The sequence below is a fragment of the Geodermatophilus sp. SYSU D00697 genome, assembly GCF_054050175.1.
In genome coordinates, this window is sequence record NZ_JBJGYV010000045.1 from 1 (window position 1) to 15,591 (window position 15,591).

At 76.2% G+C, this 15,591-nt stretch carries 12 protein-coding genes; 9 read left to right on the plus strand and 3 right to left on the minus strand.

Features of this window, described 5'->3' with window-relative positions:
• Nucleotides 1-162: 162 nt before the first annotated feature.
• The 8 genes from ACI79C_RS23785 to ACI79C_RS23820 are packed head-to-tail and all read left to right on the plus strand — an operon-like array spanning nt 163 to nt 11,367.
• Complete coding sequence (locus ACI79C_RS23785; RefSeq protein WP_456948169.1) at nt 163-1,647, plus strand: FAD-linked oxidase C-terminal domain-containing protein; 1,485 nt, start codon at nt 163-165, stop codon at nt 1,645-1,647.
• Nucleotides 1,647-2,837, plus strand: coding sequence for an FAD-binding oxidoreductase (locus ACI79C_RS23790; protein WP_456948170.1), 1,191 nt, complete (start codon nt 1,647-1,649; stop codon nt 2,835-2,837). The genes ACI79C_RS23785 and ACI79C_RS23790 overlap by 1 nt, the downstream gene beginning before the upstream one ends.
• A gap of 51 nt (nt 2,838-2,888) precedes the next feature.
• On the plus strand, nt 2,889-4,481 hold the full coding sequence (locus ACI79C_RS23795) for a (Fe-S)-binding protein (RefSeq protein WP_456948171.1): 1,593 nt from the start codon (nt 2,889-2,891) through the stop codon (nt 4,479-4,481).
• Nucleotides 4,478-5,482 (plus strand): Gfo/Idh/MocA family protein, encoded by a 1,005-nt coding sequence (locus tag ACI79C_RS23800; protein WP_456948172.1) that lies wholly within the window; start codon nt 4,478-4,480, stop codon nt 5,480-5,482. The genes ACI79C_RS23795 and ACI79C_RS23800 overlap by 4 nt, the downstream gene beginning before the upstream one ends.
• Nucleotides 5,479-6,327: an alpha/beta hydrolase family protein gene (locus ACI79C_RS23805; RefSeq protein ID WP_456948173.1), complete on the plus strand. Its 849-nt coding sequence runs from the start codon at nt 5,479-5,481 to the stop codon at nt 6,325-6,327. Before ACI79C_RS23800 ends, ACI79C_RS23805 begins: the two co-directional genes overlap by 4 nt.
• The gene (locus ACI79C_RS23810; protein ID WP_456948174.1) at nt 6,324-6,890 is read left to right on the plus strand and encodes a (2Fe-2S)-binding protein; all 567 of its coding nucleotides are present in this window, start codon (nt 6,324-6,326) and stop codon (nt 6,888-6,890) included. Before ACI79C_RS23805 ends, ACI79C_RS23810 begins: the two co-directional genes overlap by 4 nt.
• Nucleotides 6,887-9,223, plus strand: a complete 2,337-nt coding sequence (locus tag ACI79C_RS23815) for an amidase family protein (protein WP_456948175.1) — start codon at nt 6,887-6,889, stop codon at nt 9,221-9,223. Before ACI79C_RS23810 ends, ACI79C_RS23815 begins: the two co-directional genes overlap by 4 nt.
• A gap of 29 nt (nt 9,224-9,252) precedes the next feature.
• Nucleotides 9,253-11,367 carry a molybdopterin cofactor-binding domain-containing protein gene (locus ACI79C_RS23820; protein ID WP_456948176.1) on the plus strand — a complete coding sequence of 705 codons (2,115 nt, stop codon included), beginning with the start codon at nt 9,253-9,255 and terminating at the stop codon, nt 11,365-11,367.
• A 27-nt stretch (nt 11,368-11,394) separates the two neighbouring features.
• Here ACI79C_RS23820 and ACI79C_RS23825 read toward each other — a convergent pair whose 3' ends face one another.
• From ACI79C_RS23825 to ACI79C_RS23835, 3 genes are all read right to left on the minus strand, one after another.
• Complete coding sequence (locus ACI79C_RS23825) at nt 11,395-12,168, minus strand: hypothetical protein (protein WP_456948177.1); 774 nt, start codon at nt 12,166-12,168, stop codon at nt 11,395-11,397.
• Nucleotides 12,169-12,260: 92 nt separating this feature from the next.
• The gene (locus ACI79C_RS23830) at nt 12,261-13,103 is read right to left on the minus strand and encodes an amidohydrolase family protein (RefSeq protein WP_456948178.1); all 843 of its coding nucleotides are present in this window, start codon (nt 13,101-13,103) and stop codon (nt 12,261-12,263) included.
• A gap of 2 nt (nt 13,104-13,105) precedes the next feature.
• Nucleotides 13,106-14,122 carry an LLM class flavin-dependent oxidoreductase gene (locus tag ACI79C_RS23835; protein ID WP_456948179.1) on the minus strand — a complete coding sequence of 339 codons (1,017 nt, stop codon included), beginning with the start codon at nt 14,120-14,122 and terminating at the stop codon, nt 13,106-13,108.
• Between the two features lie 198 nt (nt 14,123-14,320).
• Here ACI79C_RS23835 and ACI79C_RS23840 point away from each other — a divergent pair, with 198 nt between their 5' ends.
• The gene (locus ACI79C_RS23840; RefSeq protein ID WP_456948180.1) at nt 14,321-15,583 is read left to right on the plus strand and encodes an ABC transporter substrate-binding protein; all 1,263 of its coding nucleotides are present in this window, start codon (nt 14,321-14,323) and stop codon (nt 15,581-15,583) included.
• The last annotated feature ends 8 nt before the right edge of the window (nt 15,584-15,591 follow it).

Consider the following 15,591-nt stretch of genomic DNA (forward strand, 5'->3'; position numbering starts at 1 on the left):
CCCCCCCCCCCCCCCCCCCCCCCCCCCCCCCCCCCCCCCCCCCCCCCCCCCCCCCCCCCCCCCCCCCCCCCCGCCGGCCCCCCCCCCCCCCCCCCCCCCCCCCCCCCCCCCCCCCGGTCCGGCCGCCGACCGTTGCCCGAGCACCCGGACGGAGGAGAAGCCATGACCGCTCCCACCGAGGTCACCGGCGACCGGGTCCGCGACCTGGTGGGCGACCTGGTCGCCGCCGTCGGGCGCGAGCGGGTGCTCACCGACCGGGCGCAGCTGCGCACCTACGAGTGCGACGGGCTGGCCAACTTCCGCGTGACGCCGGCGGTGGTGGTGCTCGCCGAGACCCGGCAGCACGTCGTCGACACCGTGCGGCTGTGCGCGCGGGCGGGGATCCCGTTCGTCGCGCGCGGCTCCGGGACGGGCCTGTCCGGCGGCGCGCTGCCGGTCGCCGACGGCGTCCTGCTGGTGCTGTCCCGCCTGCGGGCCATCCGGTCGGTGGACCCCGACGACCAGCGGGCGGTCGTCGAGCCCGGCGTCATCAACCTGTGGGTGACCCGCGAGGCCGCGCCGCACTCGCTGGCGTACGCGCCGGACCCGTCCTCGCAGCAGGTGTGCTCGATCGGCGGCAACGTCGCGGAGAACTCCGGTGGCGCGCACTGCCTGAAGTACGGCTTCACGGTCAACCACGTGACCGGTGCCGAGGTGGTGCTCCCCGACGGGGAGGTCGTCCACCTGGGCGGCACCGCCCCCGAGCACCCCGGCTACGACCTGCTGGGCGTGTTCGTCGGCAGCGAGGGGACCCTCGGCGTGGCCACCGAGGTGACCCTCCGGCTGATCCGGGTGCCCGAGGCGGTGCAGACCATGCTCGTGGCCTTCTCCAGCGTCGAGGACGCCGGCGGCGCGGTCAGCGACATCGTCGCGGCCGGGATCGTCCCGGCCGCGGTGGAGATGATGGACGCGCTCGCCATCGAGGCCGCCGAGGCCGCCGTCCACTGCGGCTACCCGCCCGGGGCGGTGGCGGTGCTGGTCATCGAGCTCGACGGGCCGCGGGTGGAGGTGGAGGCGCAGTTCCGCCAGGTCGAGTCGATCGTGCGGGCCCACCACTCCTTCGAGACCCGCATCGCCGCGGACGACGCCGAGCGCGCGCTCATGTGGCGGGGCCGCAAGTCCGCGTTCGCCGCCGTGGGGCGGATCAGCCCCGCCTACTTCGTCCAGGACGGCGTCATCCCGCGCACCCGGCTGCCCCAGGTGCTCGAGCGGATCGACCGGCTGGCCGACGAGGCCGGGCTGCGGGTCGCCAACGTCTTCCACGCCGGGGACGGCAACCTGCACCCGCTCGTGCTCTTCGACGACCGCGTCGAGGGGCAGGCGCACGACGCCGAGGAGCTGGCCGGCGCCATCCTCGACCTCTGCGTGGCCGAGGGCGGCTCGATCACCGGGGAGCACGGCGTCGGCCACGAGAAGCGGATGAAGATGTCGGTGCAGTTCAGCCCCGAGGACCTCGACACGATGCAGCGGGTGCGCTGCGCCTTCGACCCCGACGGCCTGGCCAACCCGGGCAAGGTCTTCCCGACGCCCCGGCTGTGCGGCGAGCGGCCGGGGGTGCGCACGGGGGAGCACCCGGTGCAGGCCGCGGGGCTGGGGGAGGTCTTCTGATGTCCCCGGTGGTGACCGGCGCCCGGCGTCCGGGGACCGCCGACGACGAGGTCGCCGGCGTCGTCCCGGCGGAGGTGGTGCGCCCGTCCTCGGTCGCCGAGGTGGTCGAGGTCCTCCGGGACGCCGCCGCGCACGGCCGGTCGGTCGTGCCCGTCGGCGCAGCCACCAAGACGTCGTGGGCGGCGCCGCCCACCTCCTGCGACGTGCTCCTCGACACCACCGGCCTGGACCGGGTCGTGGAGCACGCGCCCGGTGACCTGGTCGTCGTCGCGCAGGCGGGGACGCGGCTGCCGCTGCTGCAGGCGCGGCTGGCCGAGGCCGGCCAGTTCCTCGCCGTCGACGCCCCCGAGCAGGGCGCGACGCTCGGCGGGGTGGTCAGCGCGAACGCGTCCGGTCCCCGCCGGCTCCGCTACGGCACCGTGCGCGACCTGCTCATCGGCATCACCGTGGTGCTCGCCGACGGCACCGTCGCCACCGCGGGCGGCAAGGTCGTCAAGAACGTCGCGGGCTACGACCTCGGCAAGCTCTACACCGGCGCGCACGGCTCCCTGGGCGTCGTGGTCTCGACGACCTGGCGGCTGCACCCGGTGCCCCCGGCCCGGCGGGTCGTCGTCCGGCCGCTCGGCGACGCGCGGGAGGCCGGCGTCCTGGCCCGGCGGCTGGCCGCCTCGCCGCTGACCCCGACCGCGGTGGAGCTCGAGGCGACCGCCGGGGGCGCGGGCCGGCTCGTCGTCCTGTTCGAAGCGATCCCCGAGTCCGTGGAGGTGCAGGCCCGCGCCGCGGTCGAGCTGCTCGGCGGGGGAGAGGAGCACGACTCCCCGGGCGAGGGCTTCGGCCGGCGGCCCGGCGGGGACGCCGACCTGCGCCTGCGGGTGGCCTTCGCGCCCTCCGCGCTCACCGCCGTGCTCGAGCTGCTGCCCGAGGGGACGGCGGTCACCGCGTCTGCCTGCACCGGGGTCGCCTACGCCGCCCTCCCCGCCGCGGGGGCCGTCGGCGCGCTGGCGCGGCTGCGGCAGGGCCTGCGCGCGCACGACGGCACGGCGGTGGTGCTCTCGGCACCCCCGGCCCTGCGCGCGGAGGTGGACCACTGGGGTCCGGTGGGGGACGCCCTGGGCCTCATGCGCCGGGTCAAGGACTCGTTCGACCCCGAGCGGCGGATGTCGCCGGGACGCTTCGTCGGAGGGCTGTAGATGCGCTGGCGCAGGAGGGGGAGGGGCAGCGGCCCGGCCGCCACGGCCTCGGTGGCGGACCTGCCGCCGGGAGCCGCCACGGGCCGGGTCCGCGCGGCCGACCAGGCCGCCGCCGAGGTGGTGGGGGCTCGCCGGCCCCTCGACATCGGGCAGGGCGGCCCGGTCGCGGCCAGCGCGGCCGCGGCGACGGTGGGAACGGCCCCGGCGCCGGTCGCCCTCGGGATCCCGGCCGTCCCGCGGGGCCTGCTGCCGGCCTTCGACGACCATCACCCGCCGGACGCCGACCTGGCCGGGGACTGCGTGCACTGCGGCTTCTGCCTGCCGACCTGCCCCACCTACGTGCTCTGGGGCGAGGAGATGGACAGCCCGCGCGGGCGGATCGACCTCATGAAGCAGGGCCTGGCCGGCGACCCCCTGGAGGACTCGGCGATCCGCCACCTCGACCAGTGCCTGGGCTGCATGGCCTGCGTGACCGCCTGCCCCTCCGGCGTCCAGTACGACAAGCTCATCGAGGCCACCCGCGCGCAGCTGGACCGGCGCGCCGAGCGGCCGCCCCGGGACCGGGCGATCCGCGGCGCCATCTACGCGCTGTTCCCCTACCCCCGCCGGCTGCGCGTGGTCCGCGGGCCGCTGCGGCTCTACCAGGCCTCCCGCCTGGGCGCGCTGGCCGCCCGCACCGGGCTGCTGTCCCGGCTGCCCGCGCCGCTGCAGGCCATGGAGTCGCTCGCGCCGCGGCTGGGCCGGCTGCACCGGCTCCCGGAGCGGACGCCCGCGGTCGGGCCGCGGCGCCGCACGGTCGGCCTGCTGACCGGCTGCGTGCAGGGGACGTTCTTCCCCGACGTCAACGCCGCGACGGTGCGGGTGCTCGCGGCCGAGGGGTGCGAGGTCGTCGTCCCGCGCGGGCAGGGCTGCTGCGGCGCCCTGTCGGCGCACGGCGGCCGGGAGGAGCAGGCGCTGCGCTTCGCCCGCTCCCTCATCGCGACCTTCGAGGACGCCGGCGTGGACACCGTCGTGGTCAACGCGGCGGGCTGCGGGTCCAACCTCAAGGAGTACGCCCACCAGTTGCGCGACGACCCCGCCTGGGCCGCCCGGGCCGAGGCGCTGGCGGCGCGGGTGCGCGACCTGACCGAGCTGCTCGACGAGCTGGGCCCGCGTGCGCCGCGGCACCCGCTGCCGGTCACCGTCGCCTACCAGGACGCCTGCCACCTCGCCCACGCCCAGGGGGTCCGCGACCAGCCGCGCCGGCTGCTCCGCGGGATCCCCGGCGTCGAGCTGCGGGAACTGCCGGAGGCGGAGATCTGCTGCGGCAGCGCCGGGGTCTACAACCTGCTGCACCCCGAGCCCGCCCGGGAGCTGGGCGAGCGCAAGGCCGCCGCCGTCCGCAGCACCGGGGCCGCGCTCATGGTGACCGGGAACCCCGGGTGCTGGATGCAGGTCGCCACCACGATGGCGCGCACCGGGGAACGCCTGCCGGTCGCCCACACCGTCCAGGTGCTCGACGCCGCGATCCGCGGCGTGCCCGCCGACCGGTTCCTCGCCGCCGCGCTCGACGGCCCCGGGACGGCGCTGCCCCGACCCGACCGCGGCCCCCGCCGGGGCCCGCGGCACCGCACTGCCGACGACGACGGAGAGGCCCCCACATGAGCGACGCAGACCGGATCGGCTGGGGGATCGTCGGCCTCGGCCGGATCGCCGACACCGAGATCGCCCCGGCCGTGGCCGCCGCGGACAACGGCACGCTGGCCGGGGTGGTCAGCCGGGATGCGGGCCGGGCCCGCGACTTCGCGGACCGGCACGGCGCCGCGTCGGCCTACGACGACTACGCCGCGCTGCTGGCCGACCCGGCCGTCGACGCCGTCTACATCGCCACCCCCAACGGCCTGCACGCCGAGCAGGTGGTCGCGGCCGCGGCGGCCGGCAAGCACGTGCTGTGTGACAAGCCCCTGGCGACGACGGTGGCCGACGCCGAGCGCGCGGTGACCGCCTGCCGGGAGGCCGGCGTCGGCCTCGGCATCACCTTCCAGACCCGGCGCCACGAGGGTATGCGCGACCTCCGGGAGCTGCTGGCCGGCGGGGAGATCGGGCCGGTCCGCCTGGCGCAGCTGCAGATCGGCCCAGGACGGATGCTGCCCAAGAGCTGGCGCACCGACCCCTCCCTGGCCGGCGTCGGGGTGATGAACAACTTCGGCGTGCACGCCTACGACCTGCTGCGCCACCTGCTCGACGCCGAGGTGGTGGAGGCCACGGCCGTGGTGGACGTGGAGCCGGGCTACTCCGTCGACACGCTGGCCCTCGCCGTGCTGCGGTTCGACAACGGGGCCCTGGCCTACGTCAACGCCAACCAGTCGCTGCCCAACCCGCAGCTGGACCTCACCGTCCACGGCACGGAGGGCACGGTGCTCGGGCGCAACGTCACCCGGCCGAACCTGACCGGCACCGTCACGGTCATCGGCCGCACCGACACCACCGAGCGGACCGTCTCCACCAGCGGCGCCTTCCTCGCCACGGTGCAGGCCTTCGCCGACGCCGTCCTCCGCGGGGAGGACCCCAGCCCGTCCGGCGTGGACGGGTTGCGCAGCGTCGAGCTCATCGAGGCACTGACCCGCTCCGCGCAGGAGCGCCGGACCGTCGCGCTGGGCCGGTGACCCCCGGGGCGCGGCCGGCGCCGGCGCTGGCCGAGCTGGTGTCGATCCCGACGCCGGGGACGCCGCTGGACGGCCTGTTCTACGAGCCTCCCGGCCGCCCCCCGCGGACGGCTGCGATGCTCATGCACGGCAACGGCATGAACTTCTACTACGGCGCCTCGGGGTTCCTGCCGCCGTACCTGACCGGCACCGGGCTGGCGGTGCTGGCCTACAACCGGCACGGCCACGACACCGTCAGCGCCCGCACGCGGGTCGCGGAGGGCAACGCCTACCAGACGACGGCGCAGGCGATCGAGGACAACGAGCGCGCCGCCCGGTGGCTGGCCGACCGCGGGTACCCGGCCCCGGTGGTCATCGGCCACAGCAACGGCGGGATGCTCGCGGCCGAGCACGTGGTCCACCACCCGGAGACGCCGGCCCTGGTCCTGCTCTCGGCGCACCTGGGCGGCACGGAGATGTTCCGGCGCGGCTCGGCCCTCGGCCTGCTGGCCGGCGACCGGCTCCCGGAGCTGACCCGGCAGGCGTACGACCTGGTGGCGGCCGGCCGGCCCGACGAGCTGCTGCTGCTGCCGGGCTGGTTCTACGTGATCACGGCGGGGTCCTTCGTGGACCTGGCGGAGAACCTCCCCGTCCTCCTGGACAACGCTGCGAAGACCACCTGCCCGGTCCTCTTCGTGCGGGGCGACCAGGAGGACCCCGGGATGTACCCGGCCGAACGGTTCGCCGAGGTGGCGGGTGGGCCGGTCGACGTGCGCATCCTGGCCGACTGCGACCACTTCTACACCGGGCAGGAGGCCGCGGTCGGCGAACTGGTCGCCGGCTGGCTGGACGAGGTGCTCGGGTGAGCCGCCCGGCGTGGGCCACGGCCCGGAGGCCGCCCGCGGAGGCGACCTTCCGCCTGCGCGTGAACGGCCGGGAGGCGGAGGTGACCTGTCGCGGGGACGCGCCGCTGCTCTACCTCCTCCGCAACGACCTCGGCCTCCGCGGCTCCCGGTTCGGCTGCGGGCTGGCTCAGTGCGGCGCCTGCATGGTCCTGCTCGACGGGCACCCGACGCCCTCGTGCGACCTCCCGGTGGAGGCCGCGCAGGGACACGACGTCGTCACCGTCGAGGGGCTGGCCGAGGACCCGGTCATGCAGGCCCTGCGGCGGTCCTTCCTGGACCTGCAGGCGGCCCAGTGCGGGTACTGCACCTCCGGCATCCTCGTCTCCGCGTGCGCCCTCCTCCGGGACGAGGCAGCTCCGGCCCGGCCGGCGGTCGCCGGGGCGCTGGAGCGCAACCTGTGCCGCTGCGGCAGCCACGGCCGTGTCCTCCGGGCGGTGGAGCAGGCCGCCACCGCGCTCGCCGACGACCGGCCCGCCGGTGACCCCGCGTCATCCACCACCGACCACGGACGGGACGACCCATGACCGACGACACCACCGGCGGGCCCTTCCGGTTGGAGGAGGCGACGATCGAGGACCTCCACCGGGCTCTCCGTGCCGGGGAGACCACCTGCGTCGAGATCGTGCAGCACTACATCGACCGGGCCCGCGCCTACAACGGCGTGGCCAGCCTGCTCGTGACCCCGGACGGCGCCCCGGTGCCCCCCGCTCCCGGCACCGTGCGGGCCGGGGCCCCGCTGCGGTTCCCCACGGACACCGTCGCGGCCGCGACGATCCTCCCGGACCTCGACAAGTACGAGGGGCCGCCGCTCGAGTTCGGCCGGATGGAGGCCACCGCCTCCGACCCGGAGGTGCAGCAGCAGTTCGGGATGATCGTCGGGATCCCCGACGGCGGCCAGCTCAACGCGCTGGCCACGCTGAACATCCGGGGCGAGCGCTCGGTCACCTGCCGCGGCGACTTCGACCGCCACCCCGACGACGGGCCGCTGCCCCCGGACGCGCCGGCGGTGTGCGAGCTGTTCCGCCGGCAACCCGACGCGCTGGAGCAGGCCGCCGCGCTCGACGCCGCGTACGGCCGCGACCCCGACCTCGAGGCGATGCCGATGTACGGGGTCGTCTTCTCCTTCAAGGACCCCTTCGACACCGCGGACATGCGCACGACCGGTGGCGCCGACGCCCGGTTCGACATCGACTTCCCGGCGCGCGACCACGCGCTGGTCGCCCAGCTGCGCGCGAAGGGCGCGATCATCTACGCCAAGGCGATCTGCACGGAGTACAACGGCCGGGTCGGCGACCCGGGCGGCCGCCACCGGCCCGACGCCGTGCTGCCCTCCACCCTCGGCTACCAGCGCAGCACCTGGGCCGGGAACCCGGCCAACCCCTACGACACCACCCGGTCGGCGTCGCTGGGCTCGAGCTCCGGGTCGGGCGTCTCGGTCAGCGCCAACCTCGTCATGTGCAGCCTGGGTGAGGAGACCCGGGCGTCGTGCCGGGGCCCGGCCAACCACAACGCCGTCGCGCTGGTCCTCCCGCACAAGGCGATGCTCGGCTTCGACGGCGGGGCCATCGGCGCCGACATCCACGTCGACCGGACCGGGGTCCTCGCGCGGACGCTGCACGACGCCGCTCGGGTCCTCGACGCGCTCCGCGACCCCGTCGAGGGTTACTACGACCCCCGGGACCCCCACACCACCGTGCCGCGCTCCAGCGTGCTGCCCGCCTACGCCCCGCACGCCCGGCGCACCGGGGAGGCCGGGGCGCTGCGCGGCACGCGGATCGGCGTCATCCGCGAGTCCATGCTCACCCGCCCGGACGCCCCCGCCTCCTCGGTGATCCCCCCGCGAGCGGCCGCGGAGATCGCGGAGGTCCTCGGCCGGCACCTCGGGGCCACCCTCGTCGAGTCCGCCGACCCGCTCTGGCCGCCGGACCCCGGCGTGGAGCCGATGGGAACCGACTTCCGGCGGGCGCTGGCCCGGCTGGTGCCGGTCTTCCTGCCGGACCTGCTGTTCCGCCTGCGTCCGGACGGGCAGCCGCTGTTCGCGGACGTCGCGGCCGCCGTCGTCCCGACGGAGTTCATGCCCGGGCGGGTGTTCGGGACCGGCAGCATGCAGCCGGTCGACTACCTGGTCGAGCTCGCCGACGAGCGCATCGCCGCGCCGGCGAACCTGGACCTCGCCACGGTCCAGGACCAGGAGCTGGCGATGGCCTTCCGCTTCCACATCCCCCAGTACCTGACCCGCCGCGCGGCCGACTGGCGCGCACGGGGCCACACCGAGACCCTCGTCGACTTCGCCACGCTCAACGCCCGCTCGAAGTTCTGGGGCGACGACCAGCGGGCCTGGTGGCGCAACTGGGAGGAGGTGAGCGACGTGCGCAACCCGCTCGACCAGCGGCAGGGCATCCCCGAGCGGGTCATGCTCCGCGAGCTGCTGCGGCGGGTGGACATGATGGTCCTGCTCGAGAACCACCTCGACGTCCTCGTCCGGCTGCACACCCCGCTGCCCCCGGGGCGGATCGGCTCCGCCATCGAGCCGGGCACCCCGCAGAACCTCCGGCCGGAGTCCTTCTCCGGGCCCAACGCCGGGCTGACCGAGGTCCTGGTCCCGGCGGGCTACGTCCGGACCGTCCACGACCCGGTGTTCACGCTCAGCGCCGACCGCACCGAGTACCTGCCGACGGAGTCCGACCGGGCGAGCACCGTGCCCGAGCCGGGGTTGCCGTTCTCGCTCGTCTTCCGGGCCGAGCCCGGCCGGGAGGACGTCGTCCTCCAGGTCGCCTCGGCCTACGAGGCGGCCTCGCGCCGCCGGGTCCCGCCGCCGGCGTTCGGCCCCCTGCCGGGCCGGGCGGGCGCGTCGTGAGCGGCCCGGCGCCGTCCCCCGTGGCCACGGTGCCCGATCCACCCGGGCCCAGCCTGCGCGCGAACCCCCTCCTGTCCTCGTGGCTGGAGTTCCCGCCCGACGGCGGCGTGTTGCTGTGGGTCGGGAAGGTGGAGCTGGGGCAGGGGATCCGCACGGCGCTGGTGCAGATCGCCGCCGAGGAGCTCGACGTCGACCCGGCGCGGATCGTCGTGGCGCCCGCGGCCACCGACCGCGGACCCGACGAGGGGCTGACCGCCGGGAGCCGGTCGGTCATGGACTCCGGGACCGCGGTCCGGGCCGTGTGTGCCGAGGTCCGGGCCTGCGCGCTGGACGCCGCGTCGGCCCGCACCGGCATCCCGGCCGGGCGGCTGACGGTGGTCGACGGGCAGGTGCGCGACGACGCGGGGCGCCCCTGCGGGACCTACGCCGACCTGCTGGACCGGGCCGCCCTCGACGTCCCGGTGTCCGGCACGGCGCCGGTCAAGGACCCTGCCCGGCACACCGTCGTCGGCCGCCCGCTGCCGCGGGTCGACCTGCCGCCGAAGCTGACCGGGGCCGCGGTGTTCGTGCACGACCTGGCCCTGCCCGGTCAGCTCTGCGGCCGGGTCGTGCGGCCGCCCACGGCCTCGGCTCGGCTGGTCGCGTGCGACGACGGGCCGGTGCGGGAGCTGCCCGCGGTGGTCGCGGTGGTCCGGGAGGGCGACTTCCTCGGCGTCGTGGCGACCCGGGAGGAGGAGGCGGTGCGCGCGGCCGAGCTGCTGCGGACCGGCGCCCGCTGGGCCGACCGCGGCGGCCGGGCCGGGTGGCTGCCGGGCGAGCTGGTGGGGCAGGACGCCGAGTGCACCGAGGTGGCGCGGCGGCGCGACCCGGCGGCAGGCGACCGGGTCGTCGCTCGGCTGCGGGCCACCTACACCCGCCCCTACCTCGCCCACGCCTCGATCGGGCCGGGCTGCGCCGTCGCCCGCTGGGACGGCGACCGGCTGGAGGTCTGGTGTGCCAGCCAGGGCATCCACCCCCTGCGGCGGGCGCTCGCCACCGCACTGGGCCTGGACCCGGGCGGCGTCGTCGTCCGGCACGTCGAGGGCTCGGGCTGCTACGGGCACAACAGCGCCGACGACGTCGCCTGCGACGCGGCGCTGCTCGCCCGGGCCGTGCCGGGCCGGCCGGTCCAGGTGGTGTGGTCGCGCGAGGACGAGTTCGCCTGGGAGCCCTACGGGCCGGCGATGGCGGTGACGGTCGAGGCCGGTGTGGACGAGCGCGGGGACCTGGCGACCTGGGCCTCCGGCACCTGGGGCAACGGACACCTCAGCCGGCCCGGCACCGACGGCCGCCCGGGGCTGCTCGGCGCCCGCCTCGCCGCCGCGGAGACGGCCGACCCGGCCGCGGACCCGCCACTGGCCACCGGCGGGGGCAACGCCCGCGACGCCGTCCCCGAGTACCGCGTCGCCGACCTCGACGTCCGCGCGCACCGCGTGCTGGAGGGGCCGCTGCGGACCTCCGCGCTGCGGGGGCTGGGCGCCACCGTCAACGTCTTCGCGATCGAGTCGGCCGTGGACGAGCTGGCGGCCCGGACCGGGGTCGACCCCCTGGAGTACCGGGTGCGGCAGCTGGCCGACGAACGGGCCCGCGCCGTCCTCCGGGCGGTCGCCGAGCGGTCGGGGTGGGCCGACCGGCAGCCGGCGGAGTCGGTGGGGTGGGGGGTGGGCTACTCCCGCTACAAGGGCTTCTGCGGCTACTGCGCGGTCGTCGCGCGGGTCGAGGCGGTCAGCGAGCTGCGGGTGACCGACCTGTGGGTCGCCGTGGACGCCGGGCAGGTGGTCAACCCCGACGGGTTGGCCAACCAGCTGGAGGGCGGCGCGATCCAGGCGACGAGCTGGGCGCTGCTGGAGCAGGTGTCCGTCGACGACCGGACGGTCACCAGCCGGGACTGGGACGGCTACCCGGTCCTGCGCTTCCCGGACGTGCCCCGCGTGCACGTGACGCTGCTGGACCGGCCGGGCGAGCCGCCGCTCGGCGCCGGCGAGGTGACCGGGGGACCGGTGACCGCCGCCCTGGCCAACGCCCTCGCCGACGCCGTCGGCGTCCGCGTCCGCGACCTGCCGCTGACCCCGGAGCGGATCACCGCCGCCATCCTGGCGAGCTGACCGGGACCGGCCGGGGCGCGGTGCCGGTCAGCCGGCGGCGAGCAGCACCACGCCCGCGGTCGCCGTCGCCAGGCCCGCCTGCTGGCCGGTGCCCAGCCGCTCCCGCAGCAGGACGACGGCCAGCGCCACCGTCACCAGCGGGGACAGCGTCGCCAGCACCGACACGACGCTCACCAGGCCCGCCGAGGTGGCCGCCGCGAACGCGGTGACCCCGCCGAGGATCAGCAGCCCGTTGAGGGTCACCAGGGGCAGCGCCGAGCGGGCCAGCCGCAGCGGCGACCGGCGGGCCAGCGGCACCAGGACGACGGTGGTCAGCAGCATCGCCCGGCTGGTCAGCACCGCCCACATCGCGCCGGCCGTGCTCGTGCCGCCGAGGGCCACCGCCTCGGCGAACAGGCTCAGGAAGACGCCGTAGAGCAGCGCCCACGCCGCCGCCAGCCACAACCCCCGCACGCGCCGTCCGCCGGGCGGGTCCGCACCGGAGCCACCGGACTGGCCGGCCGCGACCAGCACGACCCCGAGCAGGGCGAGGGGGATGCCGGCCAGCTGCCACACCTGCGGGCGCTCCCCGAGGGCGAGGGCGACCACGACGGGAACCGCACCCCCCGACGCGCCGATCGGCGCCATCACCGACAGCCGCAGGTGCTGCGCGCACTCGAACATCGACAGCAGGGCCAGCCCGTTGGCCACCCCGGCCAGCAGCCCGAACACCAGCGCGCCGGCCGACGGCACCGGCGCGCGCAGCAGCGCGACGACGAGGGCGGCCGCGACGACGGCGGAGACCTGGCCCGCGGCCAGCACCGCACCCGGGTCGTACCGGCGGCCGAGGACCGGTCCCAGGTAGGCCGCCGTCCCGAACAGCAGGGCGGTGAGCAGCCCGAGCAGGACGGCGGTCAGGCCGGCCAGCCCAGCCAGCGCAGCACGCTGCCCCCCATGACCGCCTCGACGTCGGAGCCGGACAGGAAGTCCAGGTCCTCGCGGAACAGCCGCACCAGGTCGGCGTAGGAGCCCCGCAGCCGCGACAGGTCCGACCCCCAGAACAGCCGCTCGGGCCCGTAGGCGTCGTGGAGCCGCCGCAGGTGCGGGTGCATCGCCGGCCAGGGGTGGGACTCGGTGCTGTAGCAGGGGACCGCGGTGACCTTCACCGAGACGTTGGGCAGCCCGGCCAGGCCGGCGAGCTCCGCGATCTCCGGCGCGGCGGCCGCGTCGGTGGCCTGCCCGGTCAGGCCCAGGTGGTCCACGGCCAGGCGCAGCCCCGGCCGGCGCCGCGCCAGGTCACCCAGCTCGCGCGGCTGACCTGAGGCCAGCAACATCACCGGGACGTCCTCGGCCTCGGCGAACTCCCAGAGCCACTCCGCGCCGGGGTCGTCCACCCGGCCGGCGTCCGCGGGCAGGAACACCAGCCGGACGCCGGCGACGACCGGGTCGCGCAGCAGCTCGCGCACCGGGCCGGGGTCGCCGGTGCGCAGGTCGACGCGGGCCATGACACGGAAGGCGTCGGGCGCCTCGGTCGCGCAGGCCACCGCGTAGTCGTTGCGGTACCCCTCGAAGAACGGCGGGACGAGGACGGCACGGTCGACCCCGGCCTCGCCCATCTCCCGCAGCAGGGCCGGGCCGCTGATCGGCTCGGCGCGGTGCATGGCCGTGGCCCGCTCCGCGCCCCCGGGCGGCCACGGCCGGTCGGGCGCCTCGGGCAGCCACACGTGGACCTGGGCGTCGACGACGGGCGCGGGCACGGTCACCACCCCCGGACCACGGGGAGGACCTCGGCCGCCAGCAGGTCGAGCGAGGACATGATCTGCTCGTGCGGCAGGCCGCCCATGTGCAGGAAGAGCATCACCCGGTCGACGCCGAGCTCCCGGATCTCGCGCAGCCGGGAGAGGACCGTGTCGGGGCTGCCGAACAGCGCGCTGTCGCGCAGGTCGGCGTCCAGGTCGAAGGGGCTGCGCCCGCCCGGGTCGCTGCCGGCCTGCGCGCGCCGCAGCTTGTCGGCGTAGCCCAGGAAGTCCTTGTACGGGCCCTCCGCCTCGGCCCACGCCTGCTCGTCGGTGGGGGCCACGTGCGTGGCCCGTGCCAGGTACACCCGGCCGTCCTCGAGCCCGGCGCCGACCCCGGCCAGGGCCTCGGCCCAGCGCTTCACCTGGCCGGCGGTGACCGTGAGGGACGTGCCCTGGGGGAGCAGGACGCCCCACCCGTTGGCCGCGCACTGGGCCAGGCCGTCGGGGCTGTCGGTGGCCATCCACAGGGGTGGGTGCGGCTGCTGCACCGGCCGCGGCTGGGGGGAGGCGTCCTCGAAGGACCAGTACCGCCCGGAGTGGGAGATCGGCCCGTCGGCGGCCCACACCCGCTGGAGGACGTCGAGGGCCTCGGCGAAGCGGTCGTGCTTCTCGGCGATGTCCACCCCGTAGCCGCGGAACTCCCCGGGCTGGTAGCCGCGCCCGATGCCGAGGTCGAGCCGGCCGCCGCTGAGCTGGTCGACCGTCGCGGCCGACTCGGCGAAGCGCAGCGGGTGGTGGAGCGGGAGCACCGACACCGCCGTCCCCAGCCGCACCGAGCTGGTGCGGGCGGCGAGGTGGCCGAGCACGGTGAGGCTGTCGGACACGATGCCGTGCCGGCTGAAGTGGTGCTCGGTCAGCCAGACCGAGTCGAAGCCCACCGCGTCGGCGTGGCAGGCCTGGGTGAGAGCCTGGTCGTACCGCTCGCGCTGGTCGCTGCCCTCGGGCCACTGGATGGAGTGGAACAGGCCGATCTGCATGCGGCACCGCCTTCGACGCAGGAGGTCGGGACGGCGCGCCCCGGCCGCACCCACGCGCATGCAACCGCACGCCGCTGCCGCTGTGGTTGTGCGGTCCCACAAGTCGCACCGTCGTGATCATGTGCGCGTCCATGAGACGTGCGTCACGTCCCGGCTCGTAGGGTTCGCCCACCCTGTCGACGGCGAGAGGTGGGTGCCATGCGGGCTAAGGCCGGATGGGTGGCGGGGGTGGCGCTCCTGGTCGCCGCCTGCGGCGGAACGGTGGCCGGGGGCGACGGTGGCGGCGGGGGAGGCGGGGGCGGCTCGACCGAGCCCGTCCGCATCGGCGTCATCACCGGGCTGACCGGCGCCTACGTGCAGCTGGGCGAGGAGCAGCGCAACGGCGCGGAGCTCGCGGTGGAGCAGCTCGGCGGGCAGATCGGCGACCGGCCGATCGAGCTCGTCGTCCGGGACGACCAGCTCAAGCCCGACGTGGCCCTGCGCGAGGCCCAGGCCCTGGTCCAGGAGGAGCAGGTCGACTTCCTCACCGGCTGCGTCTCGGCGGCCACGACGCTGGCGATGAACCAGATCGCCGCGCAGGCCGGCGTCCCCTACCTCGGCGCGTGCCAGACCGAGCAGCTCAACCGGCCGCCGAACTTCGACCCGGCGATCACCTACCACCTCGCCCCGGTCCCCTCGCAGACGACCAACGCCGCGGCACCGTTCATCTGCAGCGAGCTGGGCCAGAGCGTCTTCCTGCTGCTGCCGGACTACGCGTTCGGCTACGAGCAGGAGGCCGGCTACAAGAACGCCATCGCCGAGCAGCAGGGCTGCTCGGTGGCCGGCACGGCGTACTTCCCGCTGGGCACCACCGACTTCAACCCCTACATCCCGACGATCGAGGGCTCCGGCGCCCAGGTGCTGGTGTTCGGCGGTGTGGGCCGTGACCAGGTCAGCTTCCTGCGTCAGGCCGACCAGTTCGGCCTGACCGACCGGTTCAAGACCTTCTTCACCCTCGAGGACCTCAGCTTCGACCAGGAGCTCGGGTTCGACCTGATCGACAACACCTGGGCGATGGCGGCCTTCTACTGGAACGTCGACGACCAGGGCGTGCGGGAGTACGTCGACGCCTACCGGGAGGCGTACGGCGCGGTGCCGGGTGGCTACGGCGTCTACACCTACAACGCGGTGAACCTCATCGCCCAGCAGGTCGAGCAGGGCAACGACACCCCCGAGGCCTTCCGCGAGGGGATGGAGGGCGTCGAGGTCTCCCTCGGCCAGGGCGACATGACCATCCGGGCGTGCGACCACCAGGCGCTGATCCCGATCTACATCCTCGAGGGCCTGGCCGCCGACGAGGCGGAGAGCCGCGGCGGGGACGCCCAGTTCGGCTACCGCGAGGTCGTGGCGACCGCCCCCGGGACCGAGGAGTACGCCCCCACCTGCGACGAGGTGAAGACCGAGTTCCAGCGCGTGGGCTGACCGGCCGG